We start from the raw sequence: 22,304 nt of genomic DNA on the forward strand, positions 1-22,304 counted from the left end.
CGGGCATGCCCGTCCTCCGCCTCCTTTTCTTTCGGGAAAAACGCGCGGGATTACCCGGCTTTCTTTTTGCCTTCCTTTTTCGGGGAGTTTGAGGACTTGGGCTGGCTGGCGATGACCAGATTTTTGACCGACTCATAGGTCTCGTCACTGACGAGCTTTTTGCTCTTGAGCTGGGTCTTGCTGGCAAACGGGCGCGCCGCGATGATCTTGTCGGCGGCGGCCTCGTCGAGGCCCGGCAGCTTGGCGAGCTGTTCCTTCGTGGCGGTGTTGAGGTCCACCTTGGCCGGGCCCTTGGCCTTCTTTTCGGTTTTGGCCTTGGCCGGGGCGGGGGCTGGGGCGCTTTGAGCCAGGACGACAGCGGGAGCGGCGAGCAAGGTCGCGGCGAAGCAGAGGGCAAGGAGTTTGCGCAGGATTTTGTTCATGGGATTTTATGCGGGGTGGAGGTTGAGGAGTTAACCGACGGGCGGATTATCAAGCAGTAAGGAAGCCCGAGGCAAGCTCCGGGGCATCGGACCTGAAGCAAACAAAGGAGAGGGAAAAAATTTCTGCATCGCCGCGTCCGCCGCTTTCTGTTCGATTTTCTCAAACCAGCCCTGGCCCCATGCACCCCGACCCAACCGCCGCCCCTGTGTCCGCTCCCTGTTTGCCGGAAGCCGGTCCGGTTGCCAACCGGCTGCGCGAGATGATCCCGGGGGAGCGCCCGCAGGAGCGGCTGCAACGCCTCGGCCCGGCCGCGCTCGGCGACACGGAACTGCTCGCGATGCTGCTGCGCAGCGGCACGCGCGGGCACGACGTGCTGTCCCTCGCCGCGCGGCTGCTGGCGGCAGCGGGCTCGCTGGGAAATCTCATCGCGTGGCGCGAGGCCGATTACCGGAAACTCAAGGGCATCGGGCGGGTGAAGGCGCTGCAACTCATCACGGTCATGGAAATCGCGCGGCGCGTCCTCGGCCGGCAGGCGGGCGAGGCGCCGGTGCTGGATACGCCGGCCGCGGCCGCCTCGTATCTGCTGCCGGTTTGCGCGGGGCTCGAGGTGGAGAAATTCTGGGTGCTGTGCCTCAACCGGAAAAACCGCCTGCTCAAGCGCGTGGAAGTCACCTCCGGCACCGCGACGGCCAGCCTCGCGCACCCGCGCGAGGTTTTCCGCGAGGCGATACGCGAGGGGGCCGTGGCCATCCTCTGCATGCACAATCATCCCAGCGGCGACCCGCGTCCGAGCGCGCAGGACATCCAGGTGACGCGGCAGCTCCGCGAGGCGTCGCGCGTGATCGGGATTGACCTGACCGACCACGTCATTGTCGGGCGGAAGGAAGCCGACCCGGCGGGCGCGGGATTTTATAGTTTCCGCGAGGCGGGGTTGGTGTGACCCGTTTTTCAGACGGCCGTCATTGAACGGAAGGCAGGTGGAATGATCGTTCGGTTTTTATTAACCACAAAGAGGCGCAAGAGGCGCTCTGCAAGGCGGAGCCGGGCGGCCCGGCAAACAGGATGGCGTTTTTCTTGTGTTTCCTGTGCGTTTTCGTGGCTATTTCATCGGTTGGTTTGTTTTCACGACGGATTTGAAAACGGCGCGGAAAAGCCGCTTGAAAGCGGCGGCGCCGGTGGTGCTGTATCACGAGCAACGGCGCGAGGGGACGGGCGCCCGGCTGAGGGGCGAGTGCGTGGGGGACGCAGCCGCGCAGCCGCAGTTTTGCTGGGTGTGGCCGGGCGGTTACCGGCGGGTGAATTTGCATGGGTTTCCTTACTGCCTGCCGTATGTCGTCTGGGACGATGTCCTGCATGTGCTGGCTGTGGCCCATGCCAGTCGTGAGCCGGAGTATTGGGTCGGGCGTCCCCGGACCGGGTGATTTTCAGCCGGCGCCTGAAAAATTTGCGGGGCGGCGGAAAGACGCGGGATCAAACGATTGTTTTCGTGCACCTGGTATCATTTATGAACGAGCCTTATCCTTTTGGAGGGACGGCACAGAGGCCGTCCAAAGACAGGAGCCTCCGGTCCCGGGTGTCCGCGCCAGGGCGTGACGGGCGCGGGGCGTTGCGGGATAATTTTGCCTTGGGTGAAGCATTGAACATGAAACACGGCGGCCCTGAAACCCAGGATTCACGACGAATCCCTCACCGGCGCGGCGGCCGAAATGCAGGGGCCTTGCGGGCCGTTTTCGTTTTCTGAAAAACTGCTCCGGCAAATTTGGTTTCGAGGCGGGTTCGACGCGACGCGCCTCGCGCCCGCTGACGGATGCGCGGTGAAGGAGCTCCATCCGGGCCGGTGGAACCGGCCGGGCGGCCGGACTTCAAGCAGGCGCGGCTGCGCCAGTATGCCGCGTGGGTTGCCGCGAGCCCGGGCGGGCCCGCCCGCCTCGCCCATGTCTTCGCCCATCAAAGGGGCGCGAGCATGGCAGGCATGCCGCTTCGCTCGAAACCTGCCCGCGGAATTCTCGGACACGCGGGCGGGTTCCGAACACCGCCGACATCGCCAGCGCCGCGCCCGGCGACATGCCGGCCCGCCGTGCGAAAAACGCGCAACCGAGACTCACGATGGCAAGAAAGAGATGAAACAACATGGTCATCAATACACCACCGCGCGCATTCATTGCGCGCAGCCTCGCCACCATGCCTGAAAACGCCTCCGCTTGTCTTGGACATTCCGACCATTTTTGAGGACAAAAAGACCAAAATCACCCCGCCTTTACTTCAATCTTCACAACCACGGGGCCATCCCCGGTGGCGGCGCGGAACTTTTCCGCGACCTCATCGAGTTTGCGCAACCGCGCCGCCTCGATGGCATCGACAAGGCCGGCAAGTCCGCGCCCGTGCAGGATGACTTCATGGCGCAAAAAAACCAAACGCAGGCGTTCGCACCGCCCGGCGTTGCCGTCGGCGGAAGAAACATCCGGGTCATGACTCGCGCCGTGGAAACAAGCCCACGGCAGCAGCCAGCATTGCCCGTTCGTTTTGGTGATTCGCAGGCACGAGGGCGCGCTGGCCGGCGGGGCGGCGACCGCGCCGGTTTCACCGGCCCGCGCCGGGGCGGTGGCATCCGCGCTGCCGCCGGCATCGGCTTGCGCGTTTCTCGCCGCGCGGCGGCGTTCGATTTCTTCCCGGAGTCTGCTCATAATTGTATGCCTCTATTTATGGATTGTTCCTGTTGCGGTTGTTGTTGTTGTTGCGGAGGCGGCACCCACTGGCGGACGGACTCGCACAGGCGTTCGTGCGCTTTCAAAGACAACTGGTGCTGAAACGCCTCCAAAAGCAACTCTTCGCGGACGGCCTCGACTGTCGCCTCGTCGGGTTTGACGGACAGAGCCAGCTCGCGGTCGGACTCGCGCTCGACGTTCAGCCTCAGCGCTTCCTTGTCGCTGGTGAACACGACGATTTTGCGCCGCGCCCTCGATATGCCCACATACCATTGCTGGCGGCTCATCATAGATGCTTGTTCGCCGTCATGGGCGACGAGCACGGTATCAACCGTCTTGCCCTGCGAGGCGTAAGAGGTGACCGCGTAGCCGCGCACAAACATGCGCTGCGACGGCGCGAGCGTTTTGGTGACCCCCGCGTCATCACGCACCCGGATGCGCCCGTCCTTCATCACGCGCCGCACCGTGACCAGCTCGCCGTTGCGAACCGCCGCGCCGTCGGCGGATTTTCCATTGAACTTCATCTGCAAACGGTCGCCCCGCGCCAGTTCCAATTCATTCGCCTTGGTGACGACAAAACGGTCCGCGCATTTGTAGCTCACGGTCGTAGTGCGACCGTCCTTGCGCAAGGTCACGCCATGCTCACCGGCACCGGCGACCTCGCACCAATCGCCCCGCTGGAAACGTCCGTATCCACGAATAAAATACACACCCGTCCCCGTCGGCGTGTAGAAGCGCGCATCGTGCTTTTGCGCCTCGCTCAAGTCCACCGACTGCCAAGACGCCACCGGCCTGCCCGCGCCCAGCCTGCCGATTTCGCGCAGACGCGCGCGGATGGCGTCATTGGCCGCGCGCACATCGTCCCAGGTCTGTGCGACGGCGAGCACCTGTTCCTTGCGACCCAGCGCCTCGCAATATTCCCAAGCCAGTTCCGCCATGCGCTCGCCGGCATCGAGTTCACGAATGCATCCCATCGCATCCAGTTTGTCGAATGAAGCCGCCAGCCTGCCCTCCGCCGCAGCCTTCACCGCCGAGCGGTATTTTCGCACAAACGTTTTTTCTTCCCGCGAAGTCACCGCATCCGGGTTCTGTCTCCTGATTGCCTCCAGATGCACCGTCCGCAAACGCGTGTGCTCCTCGATGGAGCGCAGCGCGTCCGAGGCCGCGACCGCGCCCTGCTGCCGCGTGTCGCCCGACAAAATCAGCCTCCCGCCGCAAGCCCGCACCCGCTCGATCAGCGCGCGCATGTCGCGTCCGCCGATCTGCCCGGCCTCATCGACAATCACGACCGCGCTTCGCGGCAGCCGCCCTCCCGCCCCTCCCGTTCCGCCCGCCTCTCCCGCCCCGCCCGCGAGCAGGCTCGCCAGCGTGCGCGCCGAGGCCAGTCCATCGCGCCGCAAATCCTCCGCCTGCTGATGTTGCGGGGCCAGCACGACCACCGGGTGCCGCGCCGTTTCCAAGCCGCGAACAACCTCGCGCAGGGCGAAACTTTTCCCGCTGCCCGCCGCCCCTTGAAACACCGTGATCAAATCGCGGCTGCGCAAAATGCGCGACACCGCCGCGCGCTGCTCCGCCGAAAGCGTCAGTGACGGTTGGTGCGCCGCATTGAGCGCGTCGCGGCTGCGCACCCCGTCTTGCGCGGCAACCACGATGGCAAATTCGCAGGACAGCGCCTCGCGGTTGGTCAGCTTGCGCGACTTCACATCGAGGATGTAATCGCGTTTCGCCATCTCGTTTTCCAAGTCCTCCAGGGAAAAGTTTTGACCGCGCCCACGGGCCAGAGCCGCCGACATCAACTCGTAGTCTCCGATCACCGAACGGCGCTCAAACAGATGCTCGTCCGCCCACGCGACAAACCCGGGCAGCCCGCATTTTTCCGCCGCCACCGCAGGCAGCGGCGGCGGCAGGCGCGCCGGTTCCAATTTTGCCAGCGCCTCATGCTCGCAGGCGGGCATTTCCGAGGCCCAGCGCGGACGCAGTTTTTCCGCGCACAGGCTTCTAATTTTACGCCGCCGCTTGTCCTGCGCGACCTGCGCGCGGAGAGCTTTTTCGTTCTCGCGCAGACCCTCCTCCGCGATGCGTTTTTTCGTCTCCGCATCAATCTGTTGATGGCGTTTGGAAAAGCGGGTGATCACATCCTCCGGCACGCCCTGAATCTCAAACCCGGTCGGCGTGTTGACGATTTCATAGCCGAGATTGCGGAGCCCCTTCGCCATCTCATGGTAGTAAAGATTCTCGGCAAATTTCTGGGCGCGATACATGCCCGTCGCGTGAAGCGCCTTCCACTTTTCTTCCGTCCAGTCGTAGGTCGCGTTGAACACCACGCAGTGCGTGTGCAGATGCGGGTCGAGTTCGCGACTGGTGTCGTGCCGGAACAGCGCGGCGGCAATTCCCCCGGTCACGCGCTCGCCGTTCTCGCCGTCCTTGCGCACCCGCGTTTCGGCGAACTTTTCCAGTTGATCGACCATTGCGCGAACGGCGCGGTCATGGAGTTCGATAATCCGGGCATCCTGCCAAAGCGCGACCACCGAAATCGACTTCGGCGGACTGATCGTGAAGTCGTAAAACACGCGGCGGTTCGACACCGTGTGCCCGTCTTCGCGACGGGTCGTGTTGCGCCGCATCGTCAAGAGTTGTCCGGTTTCCGGGTGCTGACCTTCGCACATCGCCAAAAAACTTTTTTCGTCCACGATGCCGTCGAGCCCGAGCATGGACGCGGCGACTCCGCGCCACTCGCCGCGCACCACATGGCCGTCCATATAGTAGTCGCCCGTGGCCAGATGCTCGCGGAAATACCCCGCCGCATTGGACAGATTCAGTTGCGGCTTGGCCGTCAGCATGGCAGCACCTCCCTCGCGACACGCGCGCGGATAATGCGGACAGGCCGCGCCCACCCGGAACGCACCTGCGTTCTTTTTGAGCACCACGCCTCTCCCCTTGCCTCAGTCGGCAATGATTTTTTCGGGCCTTGCATGACCGCAGCCTACCGGAGGCGCGCGAAAAGAAATAGGGGCGGTATCCACATTCCAAATACCCGGATTTCCGGTAACACGCGCTGACGCGCATGGCGCGGTCATGCGATGCCTGTCCACATCGCCCGACCTTCACGAAATCGCGCCGCGCCCCTGCGTGCCTTGTGGCGCGGCGCGACCTCGTGAGGCGCGGAGACGCACCGGCGCACGGACGGGGAGCCAGAACGCCGGCGGTCGGCGGCGGGGCGCGGGTGTTCGCGCGCCGCCGGTGAAGCGTCGGCCCTCTTTTTTGCGCGCCTCCGCCCGCCGCCGTCCATGCTCCCCTGGCGTGGGAAAACACTCCGCATTCTGCTCCGCCGGAAATGCGGACAATGGCCGCGTGACATGCCACCGGACATTAAGAAATCTGCCCTGCCCGTCGTCTTCTCACCCTATCACATCGGTCAATGTCGTGCTCGCTGGCGCTCGCCTCCACACCGCCCGTCCGCGACCCGCGCAGCCGGGCTTTGACTCGATGTGAGTCCGGGCGGACGAGATCGGGCGGAGCCGAGGATAACCCGGCACACCGCCGGGAACGGACTGCGCCTGATTTCATTTCCGAACATGAACGACCTCGCTCAAAAAACACGCGGCATCGAAAAAGCCGAGCGCACCCGGGCCATCGAAAACCTAAAAAGATTCCTGAAGGAGGGCGACACCGTTTACGTCATCCTTCGCGGCATCAGCGCGAGCGGCATGAGCCGCTGCATTGACTTATACTCAATCGTGAATGGAAGGCCCTGCCGCCTCACTTGGAGCGCCGCCATCGCATTGCGCAAACCCTACGACAAAAGGCGCGAGGCGCTTCGCATGGATGGCACCGGCACATGCGTGGCGTTTGAAGCGGTCTATAACCTCGCATGGGCGCTCTTCAACAACCCGGTCGCCCTCAGCCACCAGTGGCTTTGAGGGCGCGGCGCGCGACAAAACGCCGCACGCGGCGGCCACCCGGAACCGCCGCGTTTTATCCGGGCAGCCGCGCGCGGGCAATCACGCCGGACGGACGCGAGCCCGTATTTTATATCTGAATACAAACGCGAAAAATCGCACCGCGCACCCGCGCGCTCCACCGGCACCCCGCACTGGAACTGCCTGCCGCTGCGTGTTCCGCCATTGTGCCACACCCATCAATGTCGTCGCGGCTCGACCAGGCTCGCCGCGCTCCACACCGGACGCCTGCGCACCTGCTCCGGCGTCCTTTGACTGGGTGTGCCTTCGGAACGGCGTGAATCGGGCAGAGCCGAGACAACTCCGGCACGGGGCCGGGGAACGGACTTCCGCGCGATTCCGCTAAAAAACATGCGTATCTTCGAGGCAAAACTGACCTACTCGCTCGTCTCCCCTGGCGAGGCAATCGCCCTCAACACGCCGGCACTTGTCGTCGCCTACCTCAACTCCGCCTTTGAGCAGAGCCCGCTGCATTATGTGCAGCGGCGTATTATGCTGAGTTGTGTGATGCCAGCAGGGGAGTCGCGAGATTTGACTGCGCATAATCGCATTTGAAGCTGATTGGGATGGCGACCCGTTCGGCTTGTTATTTCTTGAGCGGGCACATTTGCATGGATAGCCTGGAAGTATGGGAAGCTGTTCCACGGGGCATCCGTGGAGCAGCTTATGCGACGCAAAATTTCATCCTCCAGCCGCACATGGTCGGCCAAAATCGTTTCACCCGCAGGTTGGCAAGCCGACGTCGATCTTATCTTTGGCCCGTTCACCGCCTTTTTGCGCAGACAAGGCTACGCGGATGGTATCGTCCGCTTTTATCAACGAGTCACGGTGCGCGCGGCCAGGCATCTTGCCAGTCACGGGCAACGCATCACGGAGTTGTCTCGCTGCGGATTGCCCGACATTCTTAGGAGTGTCCTTGGAGACCACGCCAGCAACCGGAATCGGAATAATTGTCGCGCAGCGTTGCGACGCTGGCTGAAGTTCAACGGCACTTTCTACGAAAAGCCGCAGGCCGGTTGGATTGACTGGGTGGATGCGTTTGACCATTTTGCAGTCGCGCATCGTGGATTGGCCGGGAGCACCCGTACTTTGTGCCGATATTTTCTCTATGATTATTTGAACTGGCAGTTTGGACGTCGTGCGGCGGATTGGGCAGACGTCCGGGCGCAGGATATTTGGTCCTATGTGTCGGAACGTTCGCGCCGCGTCAAAATATCCACGGTTAGTCGCGGCTGTTCCGTATTGCGCGCATTTTTCCGGTTCCTGCATCTGCGCGGAGATTGTTCGCAACTATTGATTTCGTCCGTGCCGACGATTGCCAATCGCGGGGCAGACTATCATCCCGGTGTGCTTTCCGAGGCACAGTGCAAACGCCTCCTGACCGCCAGCCGCCGGCATCCGTTGGAAGGAACGCGCAATTACGCCATGTTGCTTTGCCTGTGCGAACTGGGATTGCGCCGCGTGGAAGTGGTCAACCTGCGGGTGTGCAATCTCGATTTGTCCCGTGGCTTGATTACCATCGCATCCATCAAAGGCGGACGAGAAAGACAACTGCCACTGTCCGACCGGCTCGCCGCCGCCCTGCATGTCTATCTTACGCGGGATCGTCCGGCTGGCGCGAGCGACGCGTTGTTTCTACGGCGTCGTCGCCGGTGCGGCCAACCGATAACCGGTTCGTTGCTTGGCGACCTGGTCAAACGCCTTTACCGCCAATGCGGATTTCCGGCGGCATGGTGCGGCACACATCGACTCCGCCACACATTTGCCACGCGACTTTTCCAGCACGGGACCAGCCTCAAACTTATCGCCGATCATCTGGGCCATCGGCGGTTGCAAACCAGCCGACGCTATACGCACCTCGACCTCGACGGGCTGCGTTCGCTCGCGCGCCCATGGCCGCAATGAACACCTCCGGCCAACCGCTTCCGGCGCTCGTTGCCGGGTATCTCGCGCACCGACGCTCGTTTGGTTTCAAACTGCGCGAGGATGAACGGCTGTTGCGCAACTTTGCGGACTTTGTGGCGACCCCAGCCCCAGGATGTCGCATCACTGCGGCGCTCGCCACAAAATGGGCCCGGCAAAAACCGCACGAACAAAACCGCCGACTCACCGTGATCCGTGCTTTCACCCGTTATTGTTCCCTCTTGGAATGCGATGTCGAGATTCCGCCGCGTCAGTTGCTAGGCGCTTACATGGTTCGACGACAACCGCATCTCTATACCGCGACGCAAATCCGCTTGATGCTGCAACGTTGTCGGAAACTATCGCTCCTTCGATCTCCGTTGCGCGCGCATACATTTGAAACATTTTTCGGATTGCTCGCCTGCACGGGGTTGCGTTCCGGCGAGGCATGCCGCCTGCGTCTCTGCGATTTCGACCGGGGGAACAAAACGCTGCTCGTGCCCGCGACAAAATTCGGCCCCTCGCGCTTGCTGCCGCTGCATCCGTCCGTCGTTCGCGCCCTGGCGGATTACCAGCGGATGCGCCAGCGTCTCGTCCCCGCCGGAGAGCATTTCTTTGTCGGGCCGCGCGGACGCGCTTTGTGCTCCTCATCCATCTCAATTGCTTTTGCGCAGATTGTGCGCGGCATCAAAAGCAACGGCGAACGCCTTCGCCCGCGCCCGCACGATTTGCGCCATACATTTGCAACGCGATGGATCACGGAATGGAGTCGTCAATCCATGCCCCTCACACATCATTTGCTCCGGCTTTCCTCCTATCTTGGACACCGCCATCTCGCCGCCACCTGGTGGTATGTCAGCGCGGAAGCGCCTGCATTCAAGGAGGCGTCACGACGCTTCGCGCGCCATCGGCACGGACGCTCCGACTATGAAGCCTGATCCCTTCGCCTCATTGATAAAACGCTTCTTCGCGGATTTCCTGCCTGTCCAGCGCAACCTCAGCGCGCACACCGTCAGTTCTTACCGCGACACGTTCCGGCTTCTGCTTCAATTTATCTCAGAACATTACCGCACTTCCATCGATGCTCTCGGCATGGAGCATTTTTCTCCGGAAACAACGCTCGCATTTCTCGACCATCTGGAACGCTCGCGGGGGAACACCGTGCGCACTCGCAACAACCGCCTGGCAGCGCTTCGCAGCTTCGCCCGATTTGCCCTTGCCGAATCGGCCCCTGATTTTCTTCCTGCCGCGCAACGGCTGCTCTCCATCCCGGTTAAAAAAACGGACAAGCCGCAGATGGGTTTTCTCACACGGGAAGAAGTGACCGCGATTCTATCGGCCACGGGCGACACCGCCGCCGGACAACGCGACCATCTGCTTTTCACCGTGCTCTACAACACCGGCGCACGGATTTCCGAGGCGCTGGCGCTGCGCCCGCAGGATATTCGCGGACGCAGCCTTCAATTACACGGCAAAGGCCGTAAAACACGCCTCGTTCCCCTCTGGCCGCAAACCCTGCGCCGCTTGCGCCGATGGTGCCAGATCCACGCGCTTCGTCCCGACCAACCTGTTTTCACCAATACCCGGGGAGCCCCGCTTGGCCGCAGCGGCGCGGCCTTTCGTCTCGCGCTCGCGGTGCGCAAAGCCGCCGCCCAACATTGCCACTCTCTGAGGTCCCGCAACATCACACTGCATACCTTCCGACATACCACCGCGATGCATCTGCTTCAATCCGGCGTTCCCCTCGAAGTGATTGCCCTTTGGCTCGGCCACGAACGCCCGTTCACTACGCATCTCTACGTCGAAGCGGACATAAAACTGAAGGCAGATTGCCTGCGCCGACTGCAACCGCTCACCCCCCCCGTGTGCACGCGCCAGCGGCGGGGTTCCCATCTGCTGGCATTTCTGGAGGCTCTATGATTATGCGCAGTCAAATCTCGCGACTCCCCTGCTGGCATCACACAACTCAGCATAATACGCCGCTGCACATAATGCAGCTTATGCTGTGCTTAGCATAAGCTGCAAGAGGCGTTCTACTGTGTTTATCTTGATCGAAAAAACCATCCATTGGGACGGCACCTCATCTCGCTTGGAACGGCGACCTCCACCCTGACCTCGCCCCGGGAAGTGTTCCGTGGAGCCATCCTCTCGGGGGCCACCGGCGTGTGCATAAGCCACAACCACCCTGGCGGGGACCCGGCCCCCTCGTCTGCGGACATTCGCGTCACCCGTGACCTGAAGGAAGCCGCAAGGATTCTCGATATCGACCTCGTGGACCACGTGATCGTCGGTGATGTCAATGCCGATCCCCTCAAGGTCGGATACTTTTCCTTCCACCAACAGGGACTGCTCTAAAAGCCATTCCAAGGAAGCCTCCATTGCTGGCGTTCCGGCCCCGGCACTCATCCTTCGGGATGGCGTCAATCGCGATTGCGACCTCAGCGATGGCGAAATCACTGGCGAACGCCGCGCGGCAATGATGCGACTCCCGCCAGCCCCGGCGCATCCGCGCGCTCCATCGTCACCCCGCTTAAAACCCTTGCCTGCTGCGTGTTCCGAATTGTGTCACACCCGTCAATGTATTGCTCGCCCTCGCAAGCTCGGGCTGCGCTCCACACCGGACGCCTCCGCACCTGCTCCGGCGTCCTTTGACTGGGTGTGCCCTCGGAACGACGTGAATCGGGCAAGGCCGAGACAACCCGGCATGTCGCCGGAAGCGGACTGCGCCTGATTGCGCCAAATCACATGACAACCGAAACGACCTGCGTTCTGGAAACACTCCACCTGCCCCAAGGCCGCAAGCGCGCCTCCGTCCACCGGGAACTTCTCCATCACATCGAGACCGGCGAAACCATGCTCTTCCGAGTCCTGCGCGGTTATCTAGGCGCGGCGCTCTGGACATCCAGCGACGACAACGAAAAATACTTCGACGCCACCCACGCCATCGAGGACATCGCCACCGCCTCGCTGGTGAGCGCATGGGCGGAATGCTCGCAATTCTGCCGCGAGTGCAAAACCGACCTGTGCCATCTCGACGACGAGCGTAACGGACATAATTTCTGGCTCACGCGCTGCGGTCACGGCAGCGGCTACTTCGACGAGCCTGTGAACGACGAGCTTGCCGAGTTCGCCATGCAGCAACTCACCCGCGTCAGCGAGTCCTTCGGCGAAGTCGATCTCTACATCGGCGACGACCGCAAACTTCACTTCAGCAACGAAGGGCGCATCGCATGAAAACGAGTCAAACCCCGGCGTTCAGGCCGTTGCTCGAACAACTCACCCGCCGCCACGATGCGTATAAAGTGTTCACGGCATTCGCATCTTTGGCCGCCTGCGCACTCGCGCACGGCACCCGTGAAACCGAATACCTCGAAGAGGCCAAGCGCTGGAACAGAGACGAACTGGAAATTTTCAGCCACGCTCTTGCCGCACTGGTCATGAAAATGGAGGCCCAACCCTTCACCGACCTGCTCGGCGGCCACTACATGGAACTCGCCCTCTCCCACAAAGGCCAACAATGGAATGGAGAGTTTCACACCCCGCAGAACATCTGCGAGATGATGGCCCAAATGCTTGCCAGTGACTCATCGCTGCCGGCAGAAGGCCCCGTCACACTCTGCGAACCGGCCTGCGGCGCGGGAGCGATGATTCTGGCCTACGCCAAGGCGCTCTCACCGGAGAACCGCCGCCGTTTGCGGGTCACCGCCATCGACATCAACAAAACCGCCTGTGACATGTGCTTCATCAACAGCACCCTCTGGGGTATCCCAGTCGAGATTGTCCACGGCAACACCATCGCGATGAAATTCTTCGCCTCATGGCGGAACATCCACTGGGTTTTTCGGGGACGCCTGCACCTCTTCGCCGGACTTGCCGCCGGACAAAACCAGACAGACGCGCCGCAATCCGAAAACGGGAACGAAAATGAAACGGTGATGCCGCTTGCAACCGCTCTCATCGCATCCGCTGCCGAGCAACAGGGACAACCGCCTTCGCCGGAGAAAACCGAGCAAATCAAAGCTGCGTTGGGACAACAGATGTTCGACTTCGCATGACCCCGATTCGGAAGCCCCAAGGAAGAGTGAGGGGAACCCCGGCGCAGACTCACTTTGGTCATGCACTTTGATCATGTTTCCCCTTGCGGGACGAACGACCTTGCGGATTGGGAATTTCCTCACATCGCGCCCCGTTGCCGATTATGGCGTCGCGTGCAAGGTCCGCTTCGCTCTCCACCTTGCACGCGACACCCGATCTGGCAACTATTGGGGCGCGGAGGTTCGCTGGCCGCTGCCAGCACAAAGAGAACACGGCAGACGCCTCGTGACCGCGACCCGCGCATGGCTGGCGTTGCCAGCCCACCGGCTTGCGCGCCTCTTTTGGCTGGCAGGCGTTTCCACCCTTTTCCGCCCGCCCGTCCATGAAACCCGCAGCCGGACGCGCCTGCCCCAAACTCAAGCCACCTTTTGCGCGACCGGCGCGGACGCTCCGCACCAAGAATGCGACGCCGAGCCCCTGTAAACCGATTCGCCTGACGGAATCGAAAAAACGCCCGCCGCCGCCATCATGCCGCCACCCGGCGCACGCGCACCAAGGCCGCAAACCACCCGCACCGGGCTGCCAAAACGGCGACATCCGCCTTTCCGCATCGCCGGGAAGCCTCCGACCGACGGAAAATCCGCGCTTTCGACGCGCAACAACGCTTATGGAAACCCCAAAAATACCGGGGCAAAAATGGGGCTCGACCAACCGGGCGGATTCCCGCATTGTCAGCGAATGGGAATTTGTATCCATGATTTGAATACAAATAAGGGGCTCGTCCCGTGTCCAAGTCCCTCCAAATGGTTGCCAGTTTGTTGCCAAAAATGCTGTTTTTTGCTTCCCATGCCTGCCTCAACCTGCCACACTCTGCCCGTTCTAAACCATTAACCACCAACTAAGTCCGCTATTACTAGCGACTTGTTCATGACGAACGCGCGGGCATCTTGCCGGCAGACGACGCGAAGCGTCGCCAAGCCCGCGGGCGAGCCGCCCGTTCCACGAGGTAGGGCGCGACCTTGCGTCGCGCCGCGATTGGCGAGAGAGCAGGCAAACGCGGCAGGGTGTTCGCGGCCTGACGCAAGGTCAGGCCCTACGGTAGCTTCGTCGTCTGCGGGCGAGCCGCCCGTGCCACCTGCCGGCAAGATGCCCGCGCGTTCGTCATGAACAAGTCGCTAGTAATAGCGGACTTAGTTGGTGGTTAATAGTTTAGAACGGGCAAAGTGTGGCAGGTTGTTGCGGGGAGGGGAAGCAAAAAACAGCATTTTTGGCAACTTCCTGTCAACCTTCCGGAGGGACTTGGACACGGGGCAAGCCCCTTATTTGTATTCAAATCATGGATACAAATTCCTATTCGCTGATAATGCGGGAATCCGCCCGGTTGGTCGAGCCCCATTTTTGCCCCGGTATTTTTGGGGTTTCCATAAGCGTTGTTGCGCGTCGAAAGCGCGGATTTTCCGCCGGTCGGAGGCTTCCCGGCGATGCGGAAAGGCGGATGTCGCCGTTTTGGCAGCCCGGTGCGGGTGGTTTGCGGCCTTGGTGCGCGTGCGCCGGGTGGCGGCATGATTGCGGCGGCGGGCGTTTTTTCGATTCCGTCAGGCAGGTTGGTTTGCAGGGGCGCGGCATCGCATCCTTTGCGTGGGATTGTCCGCGCTGGTCGCGCCAGAGGTGTTGATTCCGTGCAGGCGCGTCCGGCTGTGGGTTTCATGGACGGGCGGACGGGAAAGAACGGGAACGCTGGTTTGACAAAAAGAGGCGCGCAAGCCGGTGGGCTGGCAACGCCAGCCCTGCGCGGGTCGCGGTCACGAGGCGTCTGCCGTGTTCTCTTTGTGCTGGCAGCGGCCAGCGAACCTCCGCGCCCCAGTAGTTGCCGGATCGGGTGTCGCGTGCAAGGTGGAGAGCGAAGCGGACCTTGCACGCGACGCCATAATCGGCAACGGGGCGCGATGTGAGGAAATTCCCAATCCGCAAGGTCGTTCGTCCCGCAAGGGGAAACATGATCAAAGTGCATGACCAAAGTGAGTCTGCGCCGGGGTTCCCCTCACTCTTCCTTGGGGCTTCCGAATCGGGGTCATGCGAAGTCGAACATCTGTTGTCCCAACGCAGCTTTGATTTGCTCGGTTTTCTCCGGCGAAGGCGGTTGTCCCTGTTGCTCGGCAGCGGATGCGATGAGAGCGGTTGCAAGCGGCATCACCGTTTCATTTTCGTTCCCGTTTTCGGATTGCGGCGCGTCTGTCTGGTTTTGTCCGGCGGCAAGTCCGGCGAAGAGGTGCAGGCGTCCCCGAAAAACCCAGTGGATGTTCCGCCATGAGGCGAAGAATTTCATCGCGATGGTGTTGCCGTGGACAATCTCGACTGGGATACCCCAGAGGGTGCTGTTGATGAAGCACATGTCACAGGCGGTTTTGTTGATGTCGATGGCGGTGACCCGCAAACGGCGGCGGTTCTCCGGTGAGAGCGCCTTGGCGTAGGCCAGAATCATCGCTCCCGCGCCGCAGGCCGGTTCGCAGAGTGTGACGGGGCCTTCTGCCGGCAGCGATGAGTCACTGGCAAGCATTTGGGCCATCATCTCGCAGATGTTCTGCGGGGTGTGAAACTCTCCATTCCATTGTTGGCCTTTGTGGGAGAGGGCGAGTTCCATGTAGTGGCCGCCGAGCAGGTCGGTGAAGGGTTGGGCCTCCATTTTCATGACCAGTGCGGCAAGAGCGTGGCTGAAAATTTCCAGTTCGTCTCTGTTCCAGCGCTTGGCCTCTTCGATGTATTCGGCCTCGCGGGTGCCGTGCGCGAGTGCGCAGGCGGCCAACGATGCAAACGCCGTGAACACCGTGTGCGCGTCGTGGCGGCGGATGAGTTGTTCGAGCAGCGGCCTGAACGCCGGGGTTTGGCTCGTTTTCATGCGATGCGCCCTTCGTTGCTGAAATGCAGTTTGCGGTCGTCGCCGATGTAGAGATCGACTTCGCCGAAGGACTCGCTGGCGCGGGTGAGTTGCTGCATGGCGAACTCGGCAAGCTCGTCGTTCACGGACTCGTCGAAGTAGCCGCTGCCGTGACCGCAGCGCGTGAGCCAGAAATTATGGCCGTTACGCTCGTCGTCGAGATGGCCCAGGTCGGTTTTGCATTCGCGGCAGAATTGCGAGCATTCCGCCCATGCGCTCACCAGCGAGGCGGTGGCGATGTCCTCAATGGAGTGGGTGGCGTCGAAGTATTTTTCGTTGTCGTCGCGGGAGGTCCACAGCGCGGCATTTAGGTAGCCGTGCAGAAAGCGGAAGAGCATGGTTTCGCCGGTCTCGATGTGGTGGAGAAGCTCCCGGTGGACGGAAGCGCGCTTGCGGCCTTGTGGCAGGTGGAGTGTTTCCAGAACGCAGGTCGTTTCGGTTGTCATGTGATTTGGCGCAATCAGGCGCAGTCCGCTTCCGGCGACATGCCGGGTTGTCTCGGCCTTGCCCGATTCACGTCGTTCCGAGGGCACACCCAGTCAAAGGACGCCGGAGCAGGTGCGGAGGCGTCCGGTGTGGAGCGCAGCCCGAGCTTGCGAGGGCGAGCAATACATTGACGGGTGTGACACAATTCGGAACACGCAGCAGGCAAGGGTTTTAAGCGGGGTGACGATGGAGCGCGCGGATGCGCCGGGGCTGGCGGGAGTCGCATCATTGCCGCGCGGCGTTCGCCAGTGATTTCGCCATCGCTGAGGTCGCAATCGCGATTGACGCCATCCCGAAGGATGAGTGCCGGGGCCGGAACGCCAGCAATGGAGGCTTCCTTGGAATGGCTTTTAGAGCAGTCCCTGTTGGTGGAAGGAAAAGTATCCGACCTTGAGGGGATCGGCATTGACATCACCGACGATCACGTGGTCCACGAGGTCGATATCGAGAATCCTTGCGGCTTCCTTCAGGCCATGGGTGACGCGAATGTCCGCAGTCGAGGGGGCCGGGTCCCCGCTAGGGTGATTGTGACTCAAGCACACGCCGGTGGCCCCCGAGAGGATGGCTCCACGGAACACTTCCCGGGGCGAGGTCAGGGTGGAGGTTGCCGTTCCAAGCGAGATGAGGTGCCGCCCTAGCGGATGGTTTTTTCGATCAAGATAAACACAGTAGAACGCCTCTTGCAGCTTATGCTGTGCTTAGCATAAGCTGCATTATGTGCAGCGGCGTATTATGCTGAGTTGTGTGATGCCAGCAGGGGAGTCGCGAGATTTGACTGCGCATAATCGCATTTGAAGCTGATTGGGATGGCGACCCGTTCGGCTTGTTATTTCTTGAGCGGGCACATTTGCATGGATAGCCTGGAAGTATGGGAAGCTGTTCCACGGGGCATCCGTGGAGCAGCTTATGCGACGCAAAATTTCATCCTCCAGCCGCACATGGTCGGCCAAAATCGTTTCACCCGCAGGTTGGCAAGCCGACGTCGATCTTATCTTTGGCCCGTTCACCGCCTTTTTGCGCAGACAAGGCTACGCGGATGGTATCGTCCGCTTTTATCAACGAGTCACGGTGCGCGCGGCCGCATCTTGCCAGTCACGGGCAACGCATCACGGAGTTGTCTCGCTGCGGATTGCCCGACATTCTTAGGAGTGTCCGGAGACCACGCCAGCAACCGGAATCGGAATAATTGTCGCGCAGCGTTGCGACGCTGGCTGAAGTTCAACGGCACTTTCTACGAAAAGCCGCAGGCCGGTTGGATTGACTGGGTGGATGCGTTTGACCATTTTGCAGTCGCGCATCGTGGATTGGCCGGGAGCACCCGTACTTTGTGCCGATATTTTCTCTATGATTATTTGAACTGGCAGTTTGGACGTCGTGCGGCGGATTGGGCAGACGTCCGGGCGCAGGATATTTGGTCCTATGTGTCGGAACGTTCGCGCCGCGTCAAAATATCCACGGTTAGTCGCGGCTGTTCCGTATTGCGCGCATTTTTCCGGTTCCTGCATCTGCGCGGAGATTGTTCGCAACTATTGATTTCGTCCGTGCCGACGATTGCCAATCGCGGGGCAGACTATCATCCCGGTGTGCTTTCCGAGGCACAGTGCAAACGCCTCCTGACCGCCAGCCGCCGGCATCCGTTGGAAGGAACGCGCAATTACGCCATGTTGCTTTGCCTGTGCGAACTGGGATTGCGCCGCGTGGAAGTGGTCAACCTGCGGGTGTGCAATCTCGATTTGTCCCGTGGCTTGATTACCATCGCATCCATCAAAGGCGGACGAGAAAGACAACTGCCACTGTCCGACCGGCTCGCCGCCGCCCTGCATGTCTATCTTACGCGGGATCGTCCGGCTGGCGCGAGCGACGCGTTGTTTCTACGGCGTCGTCGCCGGTGCGGCCAACCGATAACCGGTTCGTTGCTTGGCGACCTGGTCAAACGCCTTTACCGCCAATGCGGATTTCCGGCGGCATGGTGCGGCACATCGACTCCGCCACACATTTGCCACGCGACTTTTCCAGCACGGGACCAGCCTCAAACTTATCGCCGATCATCTGGGCCATCGGCGGTTGCAAACCAGCCGACGCTATACGCACCTCGACCTCGACGGGCTGCGTTCGCTCGCGCGCCCATGGCCGCAATGAACACCTCCGGCCAACCGCTTCCGGCGCTCGTTGCCGGGTATCTCGCGCACCGACGCTCGTTTGGTTTCAAACTGCGCGAGGATGAACGGCTGTTGCGCAACTTTGCGGACTTTGTGGCGACCCCAGCCCCAGGATGTCGCATCACTGCGGCGCTCGCCACAAAATGGGCCCGGCAAAAACCGCACGAACAAAACCGCCGACTCACCGTGATCCGTGCTTTCACCCGTTATTGTTCCCTCTTGGAATGCGATGTCGAGATTCCGCCGCGTCAGTTGCTAGGCGCTTACATGGTTCGACGACAACCGCATCTCTATACCGCGACGCAAATCCGCTTGATGCTGCAACGTTGTCGGAAACTATCGCTCCTTCGATCTCCGTTGCGCGCGCATACATTTGAAACATTTTTCGGATTGCTCGCCTGCACGGGGTTGCGTTCCGGCGAGGCATGCCGCCTGCGTCTCTGCGATTTCGACCGGGGGAACAAAACGCTGCTCGTGCCCGCGACAAAATTCGGCCCCTCGCGCTTGCTGCCGCTGCATCCGTCCGTCGTTCGCGCCCTGGCGGATTACCAGCGGATGCGCCAGCGTCTCGTCCCCGCCGGAGAGCATTTCTTTGTCGGGCCGCGCGGACGCGCTTTGTCCTCATCCATCTCAATTGCTTTTGCGCAGATTGTGCGCGGCATCAAAAGCAACGGCGAACGCCTTCGCCCGCGCCCGCACGATTTGCGCCATACATTTGCAACGCGATGGATCACGGAATGGAGTCGTCAATCCATGCCCCTCACACATCATTTGCTCCGGCTTTCCTCCTATCTTGGACACCGCCATCTCGCCGCCACCTGGTGGTATGTCAGCGCGGAAGCGCCTGCATTCAAGGAGGCGTCACGACGCTTCGCGCGCCATCGGCACGGACGCTCCGACTATGAAGCCTGATCCCTTCGCCTCATTGATAAAACGCTTCTTCGCGGATTTCCTGCCTGTCCAGCGCAACCTCAGCGCGCACACCGTCAGTTCTTACCGCGACACGTTCCGGCTTCTGCTTCAATTTATCTCAGAACATTACCGCACTTCCATCGATGCTCTCGGCATGGAGCATTTTTCTCCGGAAACAACGCTCGCATTTCTCGACCATCTGGAACGCTCGCGGGGGAACACCGTGCGCACTCGCAACAACCGCCTGGCAGCGCTTCGCAGCTTCGCCCGATTTGCCCTTGCCGAATCGGCCCCTGATTTTCTTCCTGCCGCGCAACGCTGCTCTCCATCCGGTTAAAAAACGGACAAGCCGCAGATGGGTTTTCACACGGGAAGAAGTGACCGCGATTCTATCGGCCACGGGCGACACCGCCGCCGGACAACGCGACCATCTGCTTTTCACCGTGCTCTACAACACCGGCGCACGGATTTCCGAGGCGCTGGCGCTGCGCCCGCAGGATATTCGCGGACGCAGCCTTCAATTACACGGCAAAGGCCGTAAAACACGCCTCGTTCCCCTCTGGCCGCAAACCCTGCGCCGCTTGCGCCGATGGTGCCAGATCCACGCGCTTCGTCCCGACCAACCTGTTTTCACCAATACCCGGGGAGCCCCGCTTGGCCGCAGCGGCGCGGCCTTTCGTCTCGCGCTCGCGGTGCGCAAAGCCGCCGCCCAACATTGCCACTCTCTGAGGTCCCGCAACATCACACTGCATACCTTCCGACATACCACCGCGATGCATCTGCTTCAATCCGGCGTTCCCCTCGAAGTGATTGCCCTTTGGCTCGGCCACGAACGCCCGTTCACTACGCATCTCTACGTCGAAGCGGACATAAAACTGAAGGCAGATTGCCTGCGCCGACTGCAACCGCTCACCCCCCCCGTGTGCACGCGCCAGCGGCGGGGTTCCCATCTGCTGGCATTTCTGGAGGCTCTATGATTATGCGCAGTCAAATCTCGCGACTCCCCTGCTGGCATCACACAACTCAGCATAATACGCCGCTGCACATAATGCAGCGGGCTCTGCTCAAAGGCGGAGTTGAGGTAGGCGACGACAAGTACCGGCGTGTTGAGGGCGATTGCCTCGCCAGGAGAGACCAGCGAGTAGGTCAGTTTTGCCTCGAAGATACGCATGTTTTTTTAGCGGAATCGCGCGGAAGTCCGTTCCCCGGCCCCGTGCCGGAGTGGTCTCGGCTCTGCCCGATTCACGCCGTTCCGAAGGCACTCCCAGTCAAAGGACGCCGGAGCAGGTGCGGAGGCGTCCGGTGTGGAGCGCGGCGAGCCTGGTCGAGCCGCGACTACATTGACGGGTGTGGCACAATGGCGGAACACGCAGCGGCAGGCAGTTCCAACGCGGGGTGCCGGTGGGTTTGGTAGTGTTCACCCGCTCCTCAGTAGTGTCTGTCAAGTTGCGCAGATTTACAAAAGCACATAGTCGGCGGAGGAAGGTTATATGTTGTTTTTGTTGGTTGGTTCTTTCGTGAGGGTTGAGAGCCGCGCGTAGGCCCGGCTTGGCGGGCCGCAGCGCGGCTCTCAACTTAAAGTTCACGCCGCTTGTTTTGACTCCATCGTGTTTGCGGCGGTGAGGTGGCTCATGTCCATGTAGCGTTTCTGGCCCCATTGGCTTCCGGCCACATGCCGCAATCGGGCTGCGACCAATATCATCGCAGAGTTGCCGTCGGGAAACGCTCCCACTGCCCGCGTTCGCCGTCGTATCTCCCGCATGAGCCGTTCCAGCGGATTGTTGGTCCGCAACGAGCGCCAATGCTGGCTGGGGAATGCATAATAATTGAGCGTCTCATCCATGCCCGTTTCCACCAGTTGCGCGGCGGCTCCCAGTTTCATCTCGCGCAGTTTTGCGCTTACTTGCGTTGCTTTCATCCGGGCCGATTCGCGGTCTTCACTGGCGTGGATGGCTTTGAGCATCGCCGAGACTTCCCGCACTTTGCCCGCGGGCACCAGGCTCCAGACGTTGCGGTAAAAATGCACCGCGCAGCGCTGGTGGCTGGCTTCGGGATAAAACTCCGCGAGGCTTTCCACCAGACCGAGGCACTTGTCCGAGATAAACAGCTTCACGGTTTTGAGCCCGCGTTCTTTGAGCCGGCGTAGGAAGTTTTGCCATGAGGCCTTGTCCTCCTTGGTGCCTTCCTCGACGGCGAGCACTTCGCGGTATCCTTCGGCATTCACACCGACCGCCACCAGGATGCTCACGTTTTTGACTTCGCCTCCCCAGCTGCGTTTCAGCCAGATGCCGTCGAGATAGACATAGACGTGTTCGCCTTCGATCGGACGCCCGCGCCATGCATCGATTTGCACCGCGACTTTCTGGTTGAGCTCGCTCAGCACCGACGGACTCACCCGGCTGCCCCACAACGCCTCGGTGATGTCTTCAACCCGTCGCACCGACACCCCGGCCAGATACATCTCCACCAGCGCTTCCTCCACGCTGCTTTCCCGCCGACGGTAACGCTCTATGATTGCCGTCTCAAACGGCAGTTTCCGCAGCTTGGGCATGCGCAGCGTCACTTCGCCCGCCTTGGTGTGATATTGCCGGTCATAATGGCCGGCGCGGGTTGTCACGCGCTTGTCCGTATGCTCGTAGCGTCCGGCCTTGCATAGCAACTCGGCTTCGGCATCAAGCATCGCATTGAGCGTTTGTTCCACCGTACTCACCACCACTTTGTCGAGGTGGCTTTTGACCATGCTCTCGTCCACCCGGATCACTCCGCCGGGCATGCTTTTTTCCTCGGC

The 22,304-nt window shown here is 61.3% G+C and carries 21 protein-coding genes; 13 read left to right on the plus strand and 8 right to left on the minus strand.

Annotated features, from left to right (window positions below):
• Nucleotides 1-50: 50 nt before the first annotated feature.
• Nucleotides 51-422, minus strand: coding sequence for a ComEA family DNA-binding protein (locus OH491_RS07140; RefSeq protein WP_068771701.1), 372 nt, complete (start codon nucleotides 420-422; stop codon nucleotides 51-53).
• A gap of 179 nt (nucleotides 423-601) precedes the next feature.
• On the opposite strand from OH491_RS07140, the gene radC reads away from it, so the two are divergent.
• Both radC and OH491_RS07150 read left to right on the plus strand, forming a co-directional pair.
• Complete coding sequence (gene radC / locus OH491_RS07145; RefSeq protein WP_068771700.1) at nucleotides 602-1,363, plus strand: RadC family protein; 762 nt, start codon at nucleotides 602-604, stop codon at nucleotides 1,361-1,363.
• Nucleotides 1,364-1,499: 136 nt separating this feature from the next.
• Nucleotides 1,500-1,844: a hypothetical protein gene (locus OH491_RS07150; RefSeq protein WP_145928962.1), complete on the plus strand. Its 345-nt coding sequence runs from the start codon at nucleotides 1,500-1,502 to the stop codon at nucleotides 1,842-1,844.
• Between the two features lie 825 nt (nucleotides 1,845-2,669).
• Here the strand turns inward: OH491_RS07150 and OH491_RS07155 are convergent.
• Nucleotides 2,670-3,107 carry a hypothetical protein gene (locus OH491_RS07155; RefSeq protein ID WP_068771699.1) on the minus strand — a complete coding sequence of 146 codons (438 nt, stop codon included), beginning with the start codon at nucleotides 3,105-3,107 and terminating at the stop codon, nucleotides 2,670-2,672.
• Entirely contained in the window at nucleotides 3,104-5,968 is a 2,865-nt protein-coding gene (gene mobF, locus OH491_RS07160; RefSeq protein ID WP_068771698.1) for a MobF family relaxase, read from the minus strand. Before mobF ends, OH491_RS07155 begins: the two co-directional genes overlap by 4 nt.
• Before the next feature lie 735 nt (nucleotides 5,969-6,703).
• Between mobF and OH491_RS07165 the strand changes: the two genes are divergently transcribed.
• The 8 genes from OH491_RS07165 (at nucleotide 6,704) to OH491_RS07200 (ending at nucleotide 13,044) form a co-directional block, all read left to right on the plus strand.
• Nucleotides 6,704-7,048, plus strand: coding sequence for a hypothetical protein (locus OH491_RS07165; protein ID WP_068771697.1), 345 nt, complete (start codon nucleotides 6,704-6,706; stop codon nucleotides 7,046-7,048).
• Between the two features lie 390 nt (nucleotides 7,049-7,438).
• The gene (locus OH491_RS07170; RefSeq protein ID WP_068771696.1) at nucleotides 7,439-7,642 is read left to right on the plus strand and encodes a hypothetical protein; all 204 of its coding nucleotides are present in this window, start codon (nucleotides 7,439-7,441) and stop codon (nucleotides 7,640-7,642) included.
• A gap of 111 nt (nucleotides 7,643-7,753) precedes the next feature.
• Nucleotides 7,754-8,992 carry a tyrosine-type recombinase/integrase gene (locus tag OH491_RS07175; RefSeq protein ID WP_084442422.1) on the plus strand — a complete coding sequence of 413 codons (1,239 nt, stop codon included), beginning with the start codon at nucleotides 7,754-7,756 and terminating at the stop codon, nucleotides 8,990-8,992.
• The gene (locus tag OH491_RS07180; RefSeq protein WP_342750934.1) at nucleotides 8,989-9,927 is read left to right on the plus strand and encodes a tyrosine-type recombinase/integrase; all 939 of its coding nucleotides are present in this window, start codon (nucleotides 8,989-8,991) and stop codon (nucleotides 9,925-9,927) included. The genes OH491_RS07175 and OH491_RS07180 overlap by 4 nt, the downstream gene beginning before the upstream one ends.
• A 13-nt stretch (nucleotides 9,928-9,940) precedes the next feature.
• Entirely contained in the window at nucleotides 9,941-10,909 is a 969-nt protein-coding gene (locus tag OH491_RS07185; RefSeq protein ID WP_342750935.1) for a tyrosine-type recombinase/integrase, read from the plus strand.
• 99 nt (nucleotides 10,910-11,008) lie between these two features.
• Nucleotides 11,009-11,344, plus strand: a complete 336-nt coding sequence (locus tag OH491_RS07190; RefSeq protein WP_084442424.1) for a JAB domain-containing protein — start codon at nucleotides 11,009-11,011, stop codon at nucleotides 11,342-11,344.
• Nucleotides 11,345-11,734: 390 nt separating this feature from the next.
• Nucleotides 11,735-12,223 (plus strand): hypothetical protein, encoded by a 489-nt coding sequence (locus tag OH491_RS07195; protein WP_342750936.1) that lies wholly within the window; start codon nucleotides 11,735-11,737, stop codon nucleotides 12,221-12,223.
• Nucleotides 12,220-13,044: an N-6 DNA methylase gene (locus OH491_RS07200; RefSeq protein WP_342750937.1), complete on the plus strand. Its 825-nt coding sequence runs from the start codon at nucleotides 12,220-12,222 to the stop codon at nucleotides 13,042-13,044. The genes OH491_RS07195 and OH491_RS07200 overlap by 4 nt, the downstream gene beginning before the upstream one ends.
• 2,051 nt (nucleotides 13,045-15,095) lie before the next feature.
• Here OH491_RS07200 and OH491_RS07205 read toward each other — a convergent pair.
• The 3 genes from OH491_RS07205 to OH491_RS07215 all read right to left on the minus strand — a co-directional run bounded on the left by OH491_RS07205 (nucleotide 15,096) and on the right by OH491_RS07215 (nucleotide 17,131).
• Nucleotides 15,096-15,920, minus strand: coding sequence for an N-6 DNA methylase (locus OH491_RS07205; RefSeq protein ID WP_068771692.1), 825 nt, complete (start codon nucleotides 15,918-15,920; stop codon nucleotides 15,096-15,098).
• Complete coding sequence (locus OH491_RS07210; protein WP_068771691.1) at nucleotides 15,917-16,405, minus strand: hypothetical protein; 489 nt, start codon at nucleotides 16,403-16,405, stop codon at nucleotides 15,917-15,919. The genes OH491_RS07205 and OH491_RS07210 overlap by 4 nt, the downstream gene beginning before the upstream one ends.
• Before the next feature lie 390 nt (nucleotides 16,406-16,795).
• Nucleotides 16,796-17,131, minus strand: a complete 336-nt coding sequence (locus OH491_RS07215; RefSeq protein WP_084442423.1) for a JAB domain-containing protein — start codon at nucleotides 17,129-17,131, stop codon at nucleotides 16,796-16,798.
• Nucleotides 17,132-17,296: 165 nt separating this feature from the next.
• Between OH491_RS07215 and OH491_RS07220 the strand changes: the two genes are divergently transcribed.
• The 3 genes from OH491_RS07220 to OH491_RS07230 are packed head-to-tail and all read left to right on the plus strand — an operon-like array spanning nucleotide 17,297 to nucleotide 20,493.
• Nucleotides 17,297-19,516: a tyrosine-type recombinase/integrase gene (locus tag OH491_RS07220; protein ID WP_342750938.1), complete on the plus strand. Its 2,220-nt coding sequence runs from the start codon at nucleotides 17,297-17,299 to the stop codon at nucleotides 19,514-19,516.
• On the plus strand, nucleotides 19,506-19,853 hold the full coding sequence (locus OH491_RS07225) for a site-specific integrase (RefSeq protein ID WP_342750939.1): 348 nt from the start codon (nucleotides 19,506-19,508) through the stop codon (nucleotides 19,851-19,853). The genes OH491_RS07220 and OH491_RS07225 overlap by 11 nt, the downstream gene beginning before the upstream one ends.
• 40 nt (nucleotides 19,854-19,893) lie before the next feature.
• A complete protein-coding gene (locus OH491_RS07230; RefSeq protein ID WP_342750940.1) occupies nucleotides 19,894-20,493 on the plus strand; it encodes a tyrosine-type recombinase/integrase in 600 nt (199 codons plus the stop codon).
• A gap of 291 nt (nucleotides 20,494-20,784) precedes the next feature.
• On the opposite strand, the gene OH491_RS07235 is transcribed toward OH491_RS07230, so the two are convergent.
• Nucleotides 20,785-20,961 carry a hypothetical protein gene (locus OH491_RS07235; protein ID WP_342750941.1) on the minus strand — a complete coding sequence of 59 codons (177 nt, stop codon included), beginning with the start codon at nucleotides 20,959-20,961 and terminating at the stop codon, nucleotides 20,785-20,787.
• Nucleotides 20,962-21,098: 137 nt separating this feature from the next.
• Nucleotides 21,099-22,289, minus strand: coding sequence for an IS256 family transposase (locus tag OH491_RS07240; RefSeq protein ID WP_334319428.1), 1,191 nt, complete (start codon nucleotides 22,287-22,289; stop codon nucleotides 21,099-21,101).
• Nucleotides 22,290-22,304: the final 15 nt, after the last annotated feature.

The organism is Termitidicoccus mucosus, from assembly GCF_038725785.1.
Taxonomy (GTDB): Bacteria; Verrucomicrobiota; Verrucomicrobiia; order Opitutales; family Opitutaceae; genus Termitidicoccus; species Termitidicoccus mucosus.